The 18,030-nt window shown below is 64.8% G+C and carries 17 protein-coding genes; 3 read left to right on the forward strand and 14 right to left on the reverse strand.

The window, feature by feature from the left end; translation table 11 throughout:
- Positions 1 to 105 precede the first annotated feature (105 nt).
- From O7A05_RS08770 to O7A05_RS08835, 14 genes are all read right to left on the reverse strand, one after another.
- A complete protein-coding gene (locus O7A05_RS08770; protein WP_337092590.1) occupies positions 106 to 834 on the reverse strand; it encodes a GntR family transcriptional regulator in 729 nt (242 codons plus the stop codon).
- A 408-nt stretch (positions 835 to 1,242) separates the two neighbouring features.
- The gene (locus O7A05_RS08775) at positions 1,243 to 1,638 is read right to left on the reverse strand and encodes a RidA family protein (protein WP_337092592.1); all 396 of its coding nucleotides are present in this window, start codon (positions 1,636 to 1,638) and stop codon (positions 1,243 to 1,245) included.
- A gap of 40 nt (positions 1,639 to 1,678) precedes the next feature.
- Complete coding sequence (locus O7A05_RS08780) at positions 1,679 to 2,827, reverse strand: acyl-CoA dehydrogenase family protein (protein ID WP_337092594.1); 1,149 nt, start codon at positions 2,825 to 2,827, stop codon at positions 1,679 to 1,681.
- A 210-nt stretch (positions 2,828 to 3,037) separates the two neighbouring features.
- Positions 3,038 to 3,850 carry an enoyl-CoA hydratase family protein gene (locus tag O7A05_RS08785; protein ID WP_337092595.1) on the reverse strand — a complete coding sequence of 271 codons (813 nt, stop codon included), beginning with the start codon at positions 3,848 to 3,850 and terminating at the stop codon, positions 3,038 to 3,040.
- Positions 3,847 to 4,311, reverse strand: coding sequence for a MarR family winged helix-turn-helix transcriptional regulator (locus O7A05_RS08790; RefSeq protein ID WP_337092596.1), 465 nt, complete (start codon positions 4,309 to 4,311; stop codon positions 3,847 to 3,849). Before O7A05_RS08790 ends, O7A05_RS08785 begins: the two co-directional genes overlap by 4 nt.
- Positions 4,305 to 5,078: an SDR family NAD(P)-dependent oxidoreductase gene (locus O7A05_RS08795; RefSeq protein WP_337092597.1), complete on the reverse strand. Its 774-nt coding sequence runs from the start codon at positions 5,076 to 5,078 to the stop codon at positions 4,305 to 4,307. Before O7A05_RS08795 ends, O7A05_RS08790 begins: the two co-directional genes overlap by 7 nt.
- Entirely contained in the window at positions 5,075 to 7,369 is a 2,295-nt protein-coding gene (locus tag O7A05_RS08800) for a bifunctional salicylyl-CoA 5-hydroxylase/oxidoreductase (protein ID WP_337092598.1), read from the reverse strand. Before O7A05_RS08800 ends, O7A05_RS08795 begins: the two co-directional genes overlap by 4 nt.
- Before the next feature lie 193 nt (positions 7,370 to 7,562).
- Positions 7,563 to 8,162 (reverse strand): VOC family protein, encoded by a 600-nt coding sequence (locus tag O7A05_RS08805; protein WP_337092599.1) that lies wholly within the window; start codon positions 8,160 to 8,162, stop codon positions 7,563 to 7,565.
- Between the two features lie 75 nt (positions 8,163 to 8,237).
- Positions 8,238 to 9,068, reverse strand: a complete 831-nt coding sequence (locus tag O7A05_RS08810; RefSeq protein ID WP_337092600.1) for an ATP-binding cassette domain-containing protein — start codon at positions 9,066 to 9,068, stop codon at positions 8,238 to 8,240.
- The gene (locus tag O7A05_RS08815; RefSeq protein ID WP_337092601.1) at positions 9,061 to 9,939 is read right to left on the reverse strand and encodes an ABC transporter ATP-binding protein; all 879 of its coding nucleotides are present in this window, start codon (positions 9,937 to 9,939) and stop codon (positions 9,061 to 9,063) included. Before O7A05_RS08815 ends, O7A05_RS08810 begins: the two co-directional genes overlap by 8 nt.
- On the reverse strand, positions 9,936 to 10,784 hold the full coding sequence (locus tag O7A05_RS08820; RefSeq protein ID WP_337092602.1) for an ABC transporter permease: 849 nt from the start codon (positions 10,782 to 10,784) through the stop codon (positions 9,936 to 9,938). Before O7A05_RS08820 ends, O7A05_RS08815 begins: the two co-directional genes overlap by 4 nt.
- Positions 10,777 to 11,784: an ABC transporter permease gene (locus tag O7A05_RS08825; RefSeq protein WP_337092603.1), complete on the reverse strand. Its 1,008-nt coding sequence runs from the start codon at positions 11,782 to 11,784 to the stop codon at positions 10,777 to 10,779. The genes O7A05_RS08820 and O7A05_RS08825 overlap by 8 nt, the downstream gene beginning before the upstream one ends.
- A 68-nt stretch (positions 11,785 to 11,852) precedes the next feature.
- Complete coding sequence (locus tag O7A05_RS08830; RefSeq protein WP_337092605.1) at positions 11,853 to 13,382, reverse strand: ABC transporter substrate-binding protein; 1,530 nt, start codon at positions 13,380 to 13,382, stop codon at positions 11,853 to 11,855.
- Positions 13,383 to 13,473: 91 nt separating this feature from the next.
- Positions 13,474 to 15,048: a phytoene desaturase family protein gene (locus tag O7A05_RS08835; protein ID WP_337092606.1), complete on the reverse strand. Its 1,575-nt coding sequence runs from the start codon at positions 15,046 to 15,048 to the stop codon at positions 13,474 to 13,476.
- 120 nt (positions 15,049 to 15,168) lie between these two features.
- Here O7A05_RS08835 and O7A05_RS08840 point away from each other — a divergent pair, with 120 nt between their 5' ends.
- The 3 genes from O7A05_RS08840 to O7A05_RS08850 are packed head-to-tail and all read left to right on the forward strand — an operon-like array spanning position 15,169 to position 18,030.
- Positions 15,169 to 15,960, forward strand: a complete 792-nt coding sequence (locus O7A05_RS08840) for a cyclase family protein (RefSeq protein ID WP_337092607.1) — start codon at positions 15,169 to 15,171, stop codon at positions 15,958 to 15,960.
- 16 nt (positions 15,961 to 15,976) lie between these two features.
- On the forward strand, positions 15,977 to 17,548 hold the full coding sequence (locus O7A05_RS08845) for a phytoene desaturase family protein (RefSeq protein ID WP_337092608.1): 1,572 nt from the start codon (positions 15,977 to 15,979) through the stop codon (positions 17,546 to 17,548).
- The gene (locus O7A05_RS08850) at positions 17,548 to 18,030 is read left to right on the forward strand and encodes a MarR family winged helix-turn-helix transcriptional regulator (protein ID WP_224514196.1); all 483 of its coding nucleotides are present in this window, start codon (positions 17,548 to 17,550) and stop codon (positions 18,028 to 18,030) included. The genes O7A05_RS08845 and O7A05_RS08850 overlap by 1 nt, the downstream gene beginning before the upstream one ends.

Below are 18,030 nucleotides of genomic sequence, written 5' to 3' on the forward strand. Positions count from 1 at the left end.
TCGGCAGCAGGGAAGAAACGCCGGACGGCGACGAAGAAGCGCGCAGCAATCTTTGGTCCACGAGACGCCGCCAGATCGCTGCGGAGATGGCCGACGCGCCCCCGGTCAGGGTGCCTTGCCGAAGGCCGCGAAATCGACTGCGCGGGGCTCGGGCACGTCAGGGCAGATCGCGCGCAAGGTTTCCCGCGTCGCCGTGATGTCGGCCACCACCTCGTCGCGCGCGCGGATGAAATCCTTGTCCTTAAGCGCGGCAATGATCGCGGCATGCCTGCCCGAAGGCTCCATGGTGCCGGCACGCATCAGCGGCGCGACATGGTTGGACAAGAGCCGCATGTAAGGGCCGAAGCGCAGCCACAGCGTCTCGATCAGCTGGAACAGCACGTCCGAGCCGGAGGCGCGATAGATGGTGAAGTGAAACTGCTGGTTCTTGGCTATCAACTCATAGATGCTGCCGTCGCGGCCGATCGCCTGCTGGTCGTCGGTGACCTTTTGCAGCGAGGCGATATCGGCCGCGGTCAGGCGCGGCCCGCCAAGCTCGGCGGCCAGCCCTTCGACGGCGAGCCGGGCCCGGCAGAGGTCGTCGAGCCGCGCCCGCGTCACCACCGGTACGCAGGCCGAGCCGTTCTGCGAGATCTCCAGCGCGTTCTCCGCCGCGAGCCTGCGCAAGGCCTCGCGCACCGGCATGTTCGAGGTCCCGAAAGCCTCGGCCAGCGAAGCAATGGTCAGCACCTGACCGGGATCGAAGCTGCCAACCATCAAGGCATGGCGAAGCTGCTGGTAGACGCCATCCTGGACCGTGATGCGTCCCGATACGGGTTCGAAGCCCAGAGCCACGCTTTTGCTTTCCTTGGGTGCCGGCAAAGTCTATGTGCGAATGCAAACCCGCCAAAGCGGGCGTGATCATCTGATCACAGATTGTGGCGGTAGCCAAGCTGTTGGGAAATGCCTCTCGCAATATGGTCGCTGAGCCAAATTAGCATCTGCTTGGGACGTGGCGCTGCCCCTCAATGCCCTGCCGGGCATTTCTCCCCGTTAACGGGAGAAAGAGGCTGGCTGCCAACGCGGCGCTTACCCTGCGCCGTTGGCAATTGGCGAAATCGGCGACAACAGCACCCTTCTCCCCCGTTTCACGGGGAGAAGATGGCGGCAGCCAGATGAGGGGCAGCGCCAGCGTCGAAAGTTGGTCGCCCAGGGCAGCGCCAGCAATTGGTCTGCTATTGGGAAATCAGGGCCGGCCGCCCCTCACTCCGGAATAACCGCCATCGCTTGTATCTCCACCTTGGCCCGGTCCTCGACCAGCGCCACCACCTGCATGGCGGCCATCGCCGGAAAATGCCGGCCGATGACGGCCCGGTAGGCCTCGCCAATCCCCTTCAGATTGGCAAGATATTCGGCCTTGTCGGTGAAATACCAGGTCATCGAGGTGATGTGCTGGGGTTCGCCGCCCGCTTCGGCCAGCACCGCGACAACGTTGGCGAGCGTCTGCCGCACCTGGCCGACAAAATCGTCGGTCTCGAACTTGCATTCGGCATTCCAGCCGACCTGGCCGCCGACGAACACCAGTCGCCCATGCGCCGCGACGCCATTGGCGTAGCCGATCGGTTTGGCCCAGCCTTCCGGCTGCAAAATGGTGTGCATGTCTAGCTTCCCCCGGTTTCAACTGCGGTCCGCAAGGGTCTCATGCCGCTCCCATGACCTGCCTGGCGATCACCACCTTCTGCACGTCCGAGGCGCCCTCATAGATGCGCAGCGCCCGGATCTCGCGATAGAGGCTCTCGACGATGTGGCCCTTGCGCACGCCGTCGCCGCCATGCAGCTGCACGGCTTTGTCGATCACCTCTTGCGCCTTGTCGGTGGCGAAGAGCTTCGCCATCGCCGCCTCGCGTGTCACCCGCGCCGCGCCCATGTCCTTGGTCCAGGCGGCGCGGTAGATGAGGAGCGCCGCGGCGTCGACATCCAGCGCCATGTCGGCGATATGGCCCTGCACCATCTGCAGCTCCGCCATCGGCGCGCCGAACAGTTTTCGCTCGGCCGCCCTTTTGACGCTTTCGTCCAGCGCCCGCCGCGCAAAGCCGAGGGCGGCCGCGCCAACGGTCGAGCGGAAGACGTCGAGCACCGACATGGCTATGCGGAAACCATCGCCAGCTTTGCCAATAAGCGCGGAACCCGGAACGCGCACATTGTCGAAGGAAAGCCGCGCCAGCGGATGCGGGGCAATCACCTCGAGCCGCTCGGCAATGCCAAGTCCCTTGGCGTCGCCCGGCACGACGAAAGCGGAAATCCCTTTCGCGCCCGGCGCCTCGCCGGTGCGGGCAAAGACGACATAGAGGTCGGCTATGCCGCCATTGGAGATCCAGGTCTTTTCGCCGGAAAGCACATAGTCGCCGCCGTCACGGACTGCCGTCATCTCCATGTTGGCGACGTCCGATCCCGAGCGCGGCTCCGACAGCGCGAAGGCCGAGATCGCCTGGCCAGCCCGCGTCTTTTCAAGCCAGCACTGCTGGTGCGGCGTGCCGAACAGCGTGATCGCGCCGGTGCCCAGCCCCTGCATGGCGAAGGCGAAGTCGGCAAGGCCATCGTGGCGGGCGAGCGTCTCGCGCGTGATGCAGAGAGTGCGCACGTCCAGCGGCCCGGGATTGGTGGGGTCGAGCGCCGTCGGATTCAGCCAGCCGTCCCGGCCAAGTTTCGCCACGAGATCGCGGCAAGCGGCATCGACATCGTGATGGTCAATGGGAAGGTTTTTCGCGCACCAGGCGTCGAGCTGCTCGGCGAGCGCGCGGTGGCGCTCTTCGAAAAAGGGCCACGAGAGGAAGGTGCGGTCAGGCATGGATTTTTCCTCCCGCGCCTCGTTCCTTCACACCCCCCTCTGGCCTGCCGGCCATCTCCCCCGCAAGGGGGGAGATTGGCAGTTCTGGCCTCGCCGTCCCTCCTGAGACTTTGGTGGTTGGCGAAAGCGTTGCGATCAACTGATCTCCCCCCTTGCCGGGGAGATGGCCGGCAGGCCAGAGGGGGGTGCCTGGGCGAAAACCGTTCATTGCTAATCCCCCTCGAACACCGGCTTTTCATTGGCGACGAACGCCTTGTATGCCCGTTCGAAATCGCCGGTCTGCATGCAGATCGCCTGCGCCTGCGCTTCCGCCTCGATCGCCTGGTCGAGGCCCATCGACCATTCCTGATTGAGTTGTGTCTTGGTGATGCCATGCGCGAAGGTCGGGCCGGAAACGATCCGCGCCGCCATGTCGAGCGCGTCCCCCTCTAGCGCCGCCGGCTCGACCAGGCGATTGTAGAACCCCCAGCGCTCGCCTTCGGCAGCACTCATGGTGCGGCCGGTGTAGAGCAGCTCGGCGGCGCGGCCCTGGCCGACGATGCGCGGCAGGATCGCGCAGGCGCCCATGTCGCAGCCGGCGAGCCCGACGCGGGTGAACAGGAAGGCGGTCTTTGCCTCCGGCGTGGCGATCCGGATATCGGAGGCCATGGCTATGATCGCGCCGGCGCCGACGGCCACGCCGTCGACGGCGGAAATGACCGGCTTGCCGCAATTGAGCATCGCCTTGACGAAGTCGCCGGTCATGCGCGTGAAGGCCAGCATCGCCTTCATGTCCATTTTGACCAGCGGCCCGATGATGTCGTGGACATCGCCGCCCGAGCAGAAATTGCCGCCATTGGGCAGGAAGACCACGGCATCGACGTCTTCGGCATAGACGAGCTCGCGAAACGTGTCGCGGAGCTCCGCATAGCTGTCGAAGGTCAGCGGGTTCTTGCGTTCCGGCCGGTCGAGCCGGATTTTCGCGACCTTGCCTTCGACCTGCCACAGGAAGTGTTTTGGCTTGAGCTTTGCCATGGCGCTCATTCGCGTCCCTCCCAATTGCTGCGGAACGATTTCAGCATGCCGGTCAACTGGCGCGCCTCGTCCTCGCTGACAGTGCCGAGCAGCTCGCCAACCCAATTCTCATGCGCGGCGGCGATCGCGGCGAAGGATTTCGAGCCTTCCTCGGTCAGACGCACCATCGAGGTGCGGCGGTCGCCATTGCGGCGCGCCCGTGTCACCAGACCTTCCGAAACCAGCCGGTCGACGATGCCCGTCACATTGCCGTTCGAGACAAGCAAGAAACGCGACAGGTCGCTCATCAGCATGCCTTCGGGCGAGCGGTAGAGCGCCGCCATCACGTCGAAGCGCGGCAGCGTGGTGTCGAATTCCTTCTTCAGCCGCTCGCGCAGCTCGGCCTCGATGGTGCGCGAGGCGCGCAGCAGGCGTATCCACAGCCGCAGCCTCTCCTTGCCCGGCCCGGTGGAGGTCGGCCCCGCTACCATGTCTCGCCCCCTGAGACCGAGATCGCCTGCCCGGTGATCGATCGTGCGGCGTCGCTGCACAGCCAAAGCACCGCCGAGGCGACCTCTTCGGGTTGGATGAACCGCCCCTGCGGATTTGTCGTTGCAAGACTTGCACGAGCGTCGTCCGCCGAGCGGCCGGTCTTCTCGACGATGCGCTGGACCGACTCCTCCAGCATGTCCGTTTCGATGAAGCCGGGGCAGACGGCGTTCACGGTCACGCCCGACTTGGCGGTCTCGGCGGCCAGTGCCCGCATCAGTCCGACGACGCCATGCTTGGCAGCAACGTAAGGCGCGACATAGGCGTAGCCCTTCAGACCGGCGGTGGAGACGACAAAAACGATGCGACCTGTCTTCCGCGCGAGCATACCGGCCAGTGGCGGCTTCACCGTCAGAAAGGCGCCGGTGAGGTTGACGTCGAGCGTGCGCTGCCAGTCGGCCAGTGCGGTCTTTTGCGCCGGCGCACTGCCGGCCATGCCGGCATTGGCGACCACGATATCGAACGGTCCGCGGGCGGCTTCCGCCGTATCGTGGAGGGCAGTCATCTCGGCTTCATTCGTAACATCCGCAGCGACAGGGAAGATCCGGTCGCTTTCCTTCGCGACCTCAGCAAGTGCTGCTTCGCGTCGCCCGCAGATGGTGACGTTCACGCCGGCTTCCGCCAGCGCCAGCGCGATGGCACGGCCGACGCCTGTACCGCCGCCGGTGACCAGCGCATGTTTGCCGGCAATCTCGCGCGCAGCGCTCATACCTTCAGCCCCGCCGCTGCTTCGCGCTCCGCCAACCGGTAGATCTGGTCGCGTCCCCGCAGATAAGGATCCGGCCATTTGACGCCGCGGTCGCCAAGCGTCACCGCCGCATGCAGGGTCCAGTAGGGATCGGTGAGATGCGGCCTGGCCAGTGCCACCAGGTCAGCGCGGCCGGCCATTAGGATCGAGTTGGCATGGTCCGGCTCATAGATGTTGCCGACCGCCATGGTCGCCATGCCGACCTCGTTGCGGATACGGTCGGAGAACGGCGTCTGGAACATGCGGCCGTAGACCGGCTTGGCGGCGATGGTAGTCTGCCCGGCCGAGACGTCGCAGAGGTCGACGCCGGCCTGACGCAGCAACCTGGCGATCTCGACCGCGTCGGCCGGGGTCACACCTTCGATGCCGACCCAGTCATTGGCCGAAATGCGCATCGAGATTGGCTTCTCGGCCGGCCACACGGCGCGCACCGCGTGGAAGATCTCCAGCGGATAGCGCATGCGGTTCGCAAGCGAGCCGCCATACTCGTCGGTGCGCCGGTTGGTCAACGGCGTGATGAAGGCCGACAGCAGGTAGCCATGCGCGGCATGGATCTCCAGCATGTCGAAGCCGCAGCGCTCGGCCATCTCCGCCGAGGCGACGAACTGGTCGCGCACCATGTCCATGTCGGCGCGGTCCATCGCCTTCGGCACCTGGTTCTTCGGCGACCACGGCACGGCCGACGGCGCCATCACAGGCCAGTTGCCGGAAGGCAGCGGCTCGTCCGTTCCTTCCCAGCCGAGGCGGGTCGAACCCTTGGCGCCGGAATGGCCGATCTGGGCGCAGATCTTTGCCTCGGTCTCGGCATGGACAAAATCGACCAGCCGCTTCCAGGCAATCTCGTGTTCAGGCTTGTAGAAACCGGTGCATCCAGGCGTGATGCGCCCTTCCGGGCTGACGCAGGTCATCTCGACATAGACGAGCCCCGCGCCGCCCTTGGCGCGCTCGGCATAGTGGGCGAAATGCCAGTCGGTCGGGCAGCCGTCGACCGCCTTGTACTGCGCCATCGGCGAGACGACGATGCGGTTGGTGAGTGCCATGTCGCGCAGCTTGAACGGCGCGAACATCGGCGCGCGGCGCAGCATGTTGCCGCCGGCGCCGGCCTTGCGCTGGAACCATTCCTCGGCGCCCGCCAGCCATTCGGCATCGCGCAGGCGAAGGTTCTCGTGGCTGATGCGCTGCGAGCGGGTCAGCAGCGAATAGTTGAACTGAACTGGATCCAACCCGAGATATCGTTCGACTTCCTCGAACCATTCCAGCGAATTGCGCGCCGCCGATTGCAGCTTCAGCACCTCGGTGCGCCGCGCATCCTCATATTTGCGGAAGGCTGCCTCGAGGTCCGGCTCGGAGTCGATGTAGTCGGCGAGCGCCACCGCGCTTTCCAGCGCGAGCTTGGTGCCGGAGCCGATCGAGAAATGCGCTGAAGCCGCAGCGTCGCCCATCAGCGCCAGGTTCTTGTACGACCAGCGCTCACATAGCACCCGCGGGAAATTGATCCAGGCCGAACCTCTGATGTGGTTGGCGTTCGTCATCAGCGGATTACCGCCGAGATGCTTTGCAAAAATGCGCTCGCAGACCGCGATCGATTCCTGCTGCGTCATCTGGCCGAAGCCGAATGCAGCCCAGGTCTGCTCGCTGCATTCGACGATGAAGGTCGCGGTCTCGCTGTCGAACTGGTAGGCATGCGCCCACACCCAGCCATGCTCCGTCTTCTCGAAGATGAAGGTGAAGGCGTCGTCGAATTTCTGCGTGGTGCCGAGCCACACGAACTTGCATTTGCGGGTGTCGATATCGGGCTTGAATACATCGGCGAAGGCGGCCCGGGATTTCGAGTTCAGCCCATCGGCCGCAACCACCAGGTCATGCGTTTCCATGAACGGTTTGGGATCGGATATCTCAGTCTCGAACATCATCTTGATGCCGAGCTCGCGCGCGCGGCGCTGCAGCAGGACCAAGAGCCGCTTGCGGCCGATGCCGCAGAAGCCGTGGCCGGAGGATACGGTGCGCACGGCGTCATGGATAACGGCGATGTCGTCCCAATAGGCGAAATGCTTCTTGATCCAGACGGCGCTGACCGGATCGTTCCTGGTCAGGTTTTCCAGCGTCTCCGCCGACAGCACCACGCCCCAGCCGAACGTGTCGTCCGGTCGGTTGCGTTCATAGACCGTCACCTCATGCGCGGCGTCGCGCAGCTTGAACGAAATGGCAAAATAGAGCCCGGCTGGTCCGCCGCCGAGAACCGCAACCTTCATGTCTTGCGATCTCCTCTAGAGCAATTCCAGGAAAAGTGCGTAGCGGTTTTCCGTCCGGAATTGCGTGAACGCTCTAAGGCATTGGGAACCGCCGGCAAGGCAGGCGATTCCAAAAGTCACTATCGCGCTGCCGGGCAACTATTTCAAGCTTAAAGTTTCACAATTGAACGATCGCCCGTTCGCGAGCATCGGCTCACTTGCTCGGATCCTTCGGACTCCATAGCACCGTCTCGGCACCCTTCTCATACGCCATGCCTTCGGGGTAGCTGATGGCCTCGAGCTGCAGGCCCCAGGGCGCCTGGAAATAGAGGATAGTCTGGCCCGCGGCCGGCCCTTCGTTGACCGGCAGCGGCCCCATGCGTGTCTTCACACCCTTGCCCTCGAGATAGGTCTTCGCCGCGGCGACGTCGTCGACATAGAAGGCGATGTGGAAGCCGCCGATATCGCTGTTCTTCGGCGTCAAATCCTTCTGGTCGGGCGCCGTGTATTTGAACAGCTCGATGTTCGATCCATAGCCGCAGCGCACCAAGGTGATCTCCTCGATCACCGCCTTCGGATCGACGCCAAGCAGATCCTGCATGAAGGTGCCCTTGTCGTCGGCGAACGGCCCGAAGGACATCGCCTTCTTGCAGCCGACGACATTGGTGAAGAAATCGACGGCCTGCTTCATGTCCGGCACGGTGATGCCGGTGTGATCGTGGCCGCGCATGCCGGGGATCGAATCCGCGGAAGCCACTCCCATTGCGCCGAACAAAGAGGCCGCGAGGATCGCCGCCTGGATTGCGTATTTCATGTCACCCTCCGTTGGCGGGCTGACTTGTTCTTGCGCACATCCGAGGCCCGCTGGTCGGCGTGCGAATGGATCATTTCACTCGGGCGCCTTTGCTGCCGGCCGCAGCCAGTCCGGATCGATTTCCGGCAGCGGAATGGCGGCGAGCAGGTCGCGCGTGTAAGTCTCCTTCGGATTGTCGAACAGGGCGTCGGTGACGCTGGCCTCGACGATCCTGCCCTCGCGCATGACGATGACCTGCCGGCAGAGCCGCCGGATCACCGACAGGTCATGGCTGATGAAGGCGACCGTCAGCCCCATCTCGGCCGCCAGCTTTTCCAGCAGCGTCAGGATCTGCGCCTGCGTCGAGACGTCGAGGCCGGAGACGATCTCGTCGGCCAGCACGAATTTCGGCGACAGCGCCAGTGCTCGTGCGATGCCGACGCGCTGCCGCTGTCCGCCTGATAATTCGTGACGATAGCGGCTGGCAAAATTCTGCGGCAGGCCGACGCGCTGCAGTGCCTCCGCGACGCGCTCCTTCAGCCTGACGCCAAGCCCGTTCTGCCGCAAGGGGGCGGCGATGATGTTGAAGATCGTGTGCCGCGGATTGAGTGATGACATCGGATCCTGGAAGATCATCTGCAGGTCGCGGCGCAGCGGTCTCAGCTCGGCTTCCGAAAGACGGCTGATGTCGCGCCCCTCGAAGCCGATGGAACCCGCGCTAGGTTCGAGCAGCCGGACCAGCGCGCGCCCGAGCGTCGATTTGCCCGAACCGGATTCGCCGACGATGCCGGTCACCGATCCTTTGGGCAGGTCGAAGTCGAGCCCTTTCAGGATCTCGGCCAACGGCGCGCGGCCGATCAGCGGCTTGCGCGTCATGTCGGGCAGCGCCACCTTCAGCCCGCGCACGGAGAACAGCGGCTCAGCCATGGCCGGGCCTCCAGGCCTGGTCGGCGATGGCGATCTCGGCCGTGAGCCCGGCAAGCACGCTTTCGTCCACCGGCTTCAGCGAAGCAAACGGGTCGGTGTAGCGCGGTGTCGCCGCCATCAGCGCGCGCGTATAGGGGTGTTGCGGTGCCGCAAACAGCGCCTGGGTCTCGGCTTCCTCGACCACCTTGCCGGCATAGAGCACCGACACTTTCTGGCTGATCTTGGCGACCACGCCGAGGTCGTGGGTGACGAACAGGATCGCCGTGCCGTGATCGCGCTGCAGTTGCGCGATCAGCCGCAGGATCTGTTTCTGCACTGTCACGTCCAGCGCCGTCGTCGGCTCGTCGGCGACAATCAATCGGGGCTCCGCCGCGAACGCCGCCGCGATCAGCACACGTTGGCGCATACCGCCGGACAATTCATGCGGATAACTTTTCAGCACGCGCTCGGGATCGCGGATCTGCACCTCGTCGAGCAACTGCCGGATGCGCTGGTCCGCCCTCTCGCCGCTCCAGCCGAGGATGCGCACCAGCCGGTCGGTCATTTGCGGGCCGATGCGGCGCGACGGGTTGAGCGCGGTGAGCGGATCCTGCGGGATCAGCGCCGTGCGCGCGCCGATCAGGGTCCGCCGAGCCTTCGGATCGAGGCGGCCGAGGTCCTCGCCCTCGATCAGCATCTCGCCTTCGACGATGCGCACGCTTTTCGGCAGTACGCCGAGCACCGCCTTGCCGATCATCGTCTTGCCGGCGCCGCTTTCGCCGACAAGCGCGCACACCTCGCCCGGCTGGACGGCGAGCGACACGGAGCGCAGCACGCGCTGGCCGTTGGGCAGCACGGCGCTTAAGCCGCGAATGTCGAGGCACGCGCTCATCGCAGCACCGGATCGAAGCGCGCCTTCAGCGCTTCCCCCAACTGGCTGAAGGAAAGCACGGTGAGGATCAGCGTGATGAGCGGGAACACCAGCACCCACCAAGCCTGGTGGATCGACAGCCGTCCCTCGGCGATGATGCTGCCCCAGGTCGGGTCGTCGGTCGAGATCGACAGATTGACGAAGGAGAGGATCGCCTCGACGATGACGGCGATGCCCATCTCCAGGGACAGCAGCGCCACCACCGACGGCAGCACATTGGGCAGCACTTCGCGCAGCATGATGCCGATGCGGCCATAGCCGGCGATGCGCGCGCTTTCGACATAATCCATGCGCGCCTGGCTCATCGCCTCGGCGCGGATCACCCGGCAGAAGCGCGTCCAGTCGATGATCGCGATGGCGAGGATGACGGAGCTCAGGCCGGTGCCCAGCACCGCCACCAGCAGGATCGCGAACAGCACCGGCGGGAAGGCCATCCAGACATCGACGATTCGCGAGATGATGCGGTCGGGCCAGCCGCCGAAATAGCCGGCGATCAGGCCGAGCGCGGAGCCGAGCAGGCAGGCGGACGTCGCCGCCGCGAAGGCGACGATGAAGGCGATGCGGCCGCCGAAGATCAGCCGCGACAACAGATCACGTCCAAGGCTGTCGGTGCCGAGCCAGTAGCCAGGTTCGGCCCCGTCCAGCCAGAAGGGCGGCAGGCGCTCCAGCATCAAATCCTGCGCCAGCGGGTCCTGCGGTGCGATCAATGGCGCGAATAGGGCCGCGAGCAGCGCCAGCAGAAGCCAGCCGCCGGCCAGCCACAGCCTCGGGCTCAAACCTCGCCTGGCGACACTTGCCTCATCCATGGCGCAGCCTCGGATTGAGCAACGCATACATCATGTCGACGGCGAGGTTGATCAGCACGAAGAGCAGCGCGAACACCAGCACGATGCCCTGGATCAGCGGCAGGTCGCGGTTGATGACCGCGTCGATCGCCATGTTGCCGAGCCCCTCATAGGAGAACAGCCGCTCGACGATGACCGTGCCGCCGATGAGGAAGGTGAACTGCACGCCGACCAGCGTCAACGTCGGCAGCGCGGCATTCTTCAGCGCCTCGCGCAGGATGACCTGTGTCTCGGAAAAACCTTTGACCCGTGCCAGCACCACATAGTCGAGGTCGAGCACTTCCTTCAGCGACTGTTTCAAGAGCTGCGCGATGATCGCCGCCAGCGGCAGCGCCAGCGCGACTGCCGGCATCAGCATATGCTTGAGCAGGTCCCAGGTGAGGTCGAAGCGGAGCCTGAGAATGCTCTCGACGAGATAGAACTGGGTGACGAAGGGCAGATCGAGCTGCGGCGACACCCGGCCCGAAATGTCGAAGACGGGCACCAGCACGCCGAACAGCAGGATCAGCACCAGGCCCCACAGGAAATCGGGGATGGAGAGCGTCGCGCCGCTGGCGATGTCGATGCCGGCCTCTATCGCCGTGCCGCGTGAGCGCGCGCCGAGGATCGCGGCGGTAGTGCCGATCGCGATCGCCATCAGCAGCGCGACCGTCGCAAGCTCCAGCGTCGCCGGCAGCCGGTTGAACACCAGGCCGAGCACGTCCTGGCGCAATGATATCGACGTGCCGAAATTCCCATGCAGCACGCCGCCGAGCCAGATGAGGAATTGCTGCACGATGCTCTTGTCGAGCCCATAGAGCGCGCGCAGCCGCGCAATGTCGTCATTGCTGGCGCCGGGCGGCAGCATCATCGCGATCGGGTCGCCGGGCGCGACACGGATGACGACGAAGACGACGATGGCGACGCCGACCAGCGTCACCAGCATCGTCAAAAGACGAACGAGGAATCTTTGCAGCAGCATGCGCCCATATGTCCGGATGAAAATGCGCGCCGTCTTGCGGACGGCGCGCGGCAATCCAGAACCGACGATCAGGCGGCCGGGGTCATAAGCGCCGGCAGCAGCGCGCCGGACACATGCTGCACGACATTGACCTTCTTCGAATGCACGATCGGTTGCGCATATTGGATCAGCGGCAGCACATAGGCCTGCTCGGCAATGTATTTGTCGACAGCCTTCCAGCCGGCGACGCGCTTGGCCTCGTCCTTCTCGCCCCAGAGCGGGTTGATCATGTCGACAAGGTCCTTGCTGTCCCAAACCGAATGCGGGCTCGGGCCATACATGGCGAAGCCGGTCGAGGTGGTCGGGTCGCCGATGGAGTTGCCCCAATTGTAGAAGGCGGCCGGAGCCAGCTTGTCGGCTGCGCGCAGTTCGTAATGCTTTGCGATCTCATAAACCTCGATCTTGGCCTCGATGCCGACCTTGCGCCACATGCCGACGATCGCCTGGATCATCTCATAGTCCTTGGGCTTGAAGCCCTTGGTCGTCTGGATGGTAAACTTGACCGGCTTCTTGGGCGAATAGCCGGAGGCGGCGAGCAGCTCCTTGGCCTTCTCCGGATTGTGCTCGACCTTGATCGATGGATCGAAGGCCGTGTATTCCGGCGTCTCCAGCGTGGCGATCGGCTGGCCGTAGCCGCGCAGCAGCCGCTTGACCAAAAGCTCCTTGTCCACCGCCATCACGGCGGCCTGGCGGACATTCTTGTCCAGCATCGCCTCGATGTCGTTGAAGAAGATCATGCCGATGTCGGAGACGTTCTTGATCGAGCCGGCAAGCCCGTCCTTGGCGATCAGCCGGTCATATTCCTCATAGGGGATTTCAAGCGTCACCTGCGAGGAGCCGGATTCGATCTCGGCGACGCGGCTTGCGGCGTCTGTGACGAACTTGATCGTCACATTCTCGAAGGCGGGCTTGGTGCCCCAATAGTGCGGGTTGGCCTTGAGCCGCAGGAACGCATTGCGCTCGAACTTGTCGACCATATAGGGACCGGTGCCGATCGGCGCCTTCTCGAAGCCTTCCGCGCCGACCTTCTCGTAATAGGCCTTCGGCATGATGTAGCCGGTCAGGAACGACATCCATTTGAAATAGACCGGGTCGAACTGCACGACGTCGCCGGTGATCTTGTTACCGTCGATCTTGAAATTGTTGACGTTCTTCCAGACGAACTGGATCGGATTGCCGGTCTTCTCGTCGCCAGCCCGCTGCAGCGACCACACGACGTCTTCCGGTGTGAAGGGCGATCCGTCATGCCATTTCACGCCGTCGCGCACCGTCATCGTCACCTTGGTGCGGTCGTCGTTCCAGCCCCATTCGGTGAGCAGGCCCGGCGTGAAGGAAAGATCGGGCTTCTGGCCGATGATCTGATCGAACACCGACTGGTACAGGCCCTGGATGGTCGGGTTGACGGCCGAGGGTCCGGTCGTCGGGTCCCAGGAAGGCAGGTTGACGTTGTAGGCGATGGTGAGCTCGTCCGCTGCCTTTGCCGCCCTTGGCAAGCCGAGCGTCGCAGCACCGATCGCCGCGGCGCCGTACCCAAGCAAGTCACGTCTGTTGATGGCCATGGTCGTTCCCCTTGTTGGTTGTCATTTGTCCGCGCGGCGTTTTCATTCGGGGGTGGGCAACCGCGCCTTGTCCATCCCGGATTTCTTCGGCTCAACTTCCTCCCAGCTGTTGGGCGAGCATATAGCCCGAGCCCGCGCCCGTGCCGGCGCCGGGCCATGTCGCGGCGCCGGTGAGGTAAAGATTGGCGACCGGCGTGTTCCAGCGCGCGAAGCCGCGCGCCGGGCGGAAGAGAAAATTCTGCGCCAGGTGATGGCTGCCGCAGATCTGGTCGCCGCCGACGAGGTTCGGATTCTCGCGCTCGAGGTCGAGCGGCGAGAAGACTGCGCGGCCGAGGATTTTTTTGCTCAATCCCGGCGCATAGCTCTCGATGATGTCGAGCACGCGCTCGGCATAGGCGTCCTTGACCGCATCCCAGTGCGCAGGCGCGATCTTGCCCGCGGCATCGCCAAAGATCTCCGCCGGCAGCATGCGCACTTGCACCCACAGCACATGCTTGCCTGGCGGTGCGCGCGACGGATCGACCGCCGTCGGCTGGCCGACGACCAGCACCGGCTGGTCGGGCAGCAGGCCGGCGATCGCCTGCTGGTAGACGCGCGACATGGCGTCGAGCGACGGCGCGAGATGCACATAGGCGAACTGGCGGAGCTCGGCGCCGGCGCTCCAGTCGGGCAGGTCGTCCAGCGCTAGGTGGATCATCATCGTGCCCGGCGCGTGGCGGAATGTCTTCATCGCCGCATCGAAGCCGGCGTCACCGGAACCGTTGGGCAGCAGCTTGCCCGGCAGCGCTTTCGGCGCGACCCCGGCAATCACGGCCTTGATCGCGGAATGGGTCTCGCCGGATGCCAGCCGCACGCCGGTCGCCTTGCCGCCGGAAATCGTGATCTCGGCAACGTCGGCACCGGTCGTGATCTGACCGCCGGCCGCCTTGAGCATGCCGGCAAGCGCGCGAATGATGGTATCGGCGCCGCCTTTGCCGAGCACCATGCCGAAACTCTGGTTGGCCATCGATTCCAGGTAAGGGAACACGGCGCCCCCGGCGATGTCGGGCGCGAAGTCGAGATGCATGCCCCAAGCCGCGAGTGTCGTGCGCACATGTGGCGTTTCGAAATTGTCCTCGAGCCACGCGCGCGGCGACGACAACAGCAGTCGAGCCGTATCGATCGCGCCGGCCAGACCCTTCTTGCGCCAGATGTTCCACGCGCTGCCGGCCAGCGCCCTTGCGCTCATCGGGGAACCCAGCAGGCGGAACAGATGCTCGGCCTCGCCTGGAAAAGCACCGACCAGCCGGCGCCATGTAGCTGCATCCGCCGCCGAGAAGGCGGCCAGCCGCGATGCCGTCTTTTCGAGATCGTTGCTGACGCCGAACCATTTCCCATCCGGGAAGGCGCTGGCGAAACAATCGGCCACCGGCGCGAACTCCAGGCCGTGGCTTTTCAATTCATTTGCATATTTCCGGTGGAAGGCGGAGCCGGCGAAGAGGCTCAAATTCATCGCGCCGAAATCGTGCCGGAAGCCGGGGAGCGTGTACTCGGCGGTCCGCACCGCGCCGCCGATCGTCTCGCTGCGCTCGAAAACCGCTATTTTCCAGCCATTGAACGCCAAATGCGCGGCGCATGCCAGACTGTTGTGGCCCGCCCCGACAAAGATGGCGTCGAACTCGCTCACGCCCCGCCCCAAAATGCTTTATGCTTAAAGATAATTGCAGATGCATATGTTTTCGTCTAGTAGGTATATTAAGGGCCGCAACGAGCCTTGATGATCACGGATAAGAGGGAACGAAAGACCATGGACACGCAGAAACTCCTCGGGGAGGTCGCCAGCCAGCTGCTTTCAGGAGGAATCAAGGTGGTCGACCTGACGGCGCCGCTCGGGCCGAACACACCCCTGATCAAGCTGCCGCCGGAACTCGCTGTCGACACCCCGAAGGTCGAGATCCACGCCATCTCCAAATATGACAAGAACGGTCCGTGGTGGGCCTGGAACTGGCTGAAGCTCGGCGAGCATTCGGGCACGCATTTCGACGCGCCGCAGCACTGGATCACCGGCAAGGATTATCCGGACGGCGCCACCGACACCATCCCCGCGCAGAACTTCATCGGCCCGGTCAACGTCATCGATTGCTCGCAAGAAGCGGCCGCGGACCACGACTTCCTGCTTACCGTCGATCACATCAAGGCCTGGGAAGCGAGGCACGGCGCGATCAATCCCGGCGAGTGGGTGGTGATGCGCACCGACTGGTACAAGCGCAACGGCTCCGAGGCCGAGTTCCTCAACGCCAACGAAACCGGCCCGCATACGCCCGGCCCGACGGCGGAAGCCATCCAGTTCCTGATAGCAAAGGACATCAAGGGCTGGGGCTCGGAGACGATCGGCACCGATGCCGGCAAGGCCGGCGGCATGGAGCCGCCGTTCCCGGCGCACACGCTGATGCACAAGGCCAACCGTTATGGCCTGGCCAGCCTGTGCAACCTCGACCAATTGCCGCCGAAAGGCGCGATCCTGATTGCCGCCCCGCTCAAGATCGAGCACGGCACCGGCAGCCCGATCCGCGCACTGGCGCTGGTGCCGCGGGGTTAAAGCCAAGGCCACGACGATGAGCGACGTCGATCACATCATCGTCGGCAGCGGCATCAACGCCCTGGTCTGCGCGGCGATGCTTGGGGCCAAGGGCGCCAAGGTGCTCGTGCTTGAGCGCAACGACCGCGTCGGCGGCTGCATGCGCACCGAGGAGATCACGGCGCCCGGCTTCGTCCATGACGTGATGGCCACGACCTTCGTGCTGTTCATCACCTCGCCGGCCTTTGCCGCGCTCGGCAAGGACCTTGCGCGGCATGGGCTGGAGTTCTGCCACACCGCCACTCCGACAGGCGTGCTCACCCCCGACGGCAGCCATGTCGTGCTCACCACCGACCGTGCCGCGAACATTGCGGCGCTGAACCGGATCGCTATCGGCGACGGCGACCGCCACGAGGATGATATCGGCGGCGTCGAGCGCAATGCCGGGCTGCTGTTCGGCCTGCTCGGCGGCGCGCTCTGGTCCTATCCGACGACGAAGCTCATCGCCGGCGAGGCCTGGCGGCGCGGCCCGCGCAACCTTGCCGCCTTCATGGGCGAGGCGTTGGTGCCCGCGCGAGGCTGGCTGGAAACGACCTACACCTCCGACGTCGTCCGCGCGCTGTGGGCGCCGTGGGTGTTGCATGCCGGGCTCGGCCCGGAAGACGCCTTCTCCGGCCAGATCGCCAGGGTCATCGCCTTCGCGCTGGAGGCGGCCGGCGCACCGATCGTCAGGGGCGGCGCCAGGAACCTGCTTGGCGCCTTCGAGGCGCTGATCAAGGAGCGCGGCGGCGAGATCCGCGTCAACGCCGACGTCGCTTCGATCGTCCAGAGCGGCGGCCGCGTCTCCGGCGTGCGGCTCGCTTCCGGCGAGACATTGAACGCCGAGAAGAGCGTCATCTGCTCGGTCACGCCGACGCAACTCTATGGTCGTCTGCTCGGCAGGGATGCGCCGGAGGCGGCGACTAAAGCTGCGCAGTCCTATCGTTACGGCAAGGGCAATTTCCAGATCCACTACGCGCTTGACAAGCCGCCCGCCTGGCGCGGCGAGGGCCTCGACAAGGTGGCGCTGCTGCATCTGACGCCGGGTTTGGATGGCGTCTCGAAAGCCTGCAACGAGGCGGTGCGCGGCCTGCTGCCGGAAGTGCCGACTATCTGCGTCGGTCAGCCGCATGCGCTCGACCCGTCGCGCTGCCCGGATGGCAAGGCAATCCTCTGGCTGCAATTGCCCGAGGCGCCGCGCCACATCAGGGGTGATGCTGCCGGTAAGCTTGAAGCGCCCGCCGACGGCCGCTGGACCGAAGCGCTGCGCGAAGCCCATGCCGACCGCGTCGAGGCGATCCTCGCCAACCACATCGACGGTTTCCGCGAGAGCATGATCGCGCGCCGCGCCTATTCGCCGGCCGACCTCGAAGCGATGAACATCAACCTTGTCGGCGGCGATCCCTATGGCGGCTCGTCGACCATCGACCAGTCCTTCCTGTGGCGGCCGTTCAAGGCGAGCCGCAACCATGAGACCGGCATCAAAGGCCTCTACCATATCGGCGCTTCCACGCATCCCGGCGCCGGCCTCGGCGGTGGTTCCGGCTTCCTTCTGGCGGGGAGGCTGTGATGGAACAGAAGCTTCCGGAAAAGCGCCAGCGCATCTCGACCCTCGGCCAGATCGGCCTGCAGCAATTCGCGCCCTATCTGATGAACCGCATCATGGGCCGCTACAACGCCACTTTGCGTGACGACTTCCGCAAGCAGGGCCTGACCATTCAGCAGGTGCGAACGCTCGCCGTGCTCTCGGTCACCGATGGCGTCACCGTCAACGACCTCTCGGTCTACACCGTCATCGAGCAGTCGACCTTGAGCCGCACGCTCGACACGCTGGAAGGCCAGGGCCTGGTGCGGCGCGAGCAGGGCGTCACCGACAGCCGCATCCGCCATGTATTCCTGACCGATGAGGGCCGCGCGCTGTTCACCCGCGCCTGGCCGGCCATGCATGATGCGTTCGAGGCGATGTTCGACGGTGTCGACGATGCCGAATATGCAGCACTGATCGCGATCCTGCAGAAGATGCTGAAGAACATCCGCAAGCACGACATCTGA

Origin of the sequence: Mesorhizobium argentiipisi (SeqCode) (assembly GCF_037179585.1) — a bacterium.
Taxonomy (GTDB): domain Bacteria; phylum Pseudomonadota; class Alphaproteobacteria; order Rhizobiales; family Rhizobiaceae; genus Mesorhizobium; species Mesorhizobium argentiipisi.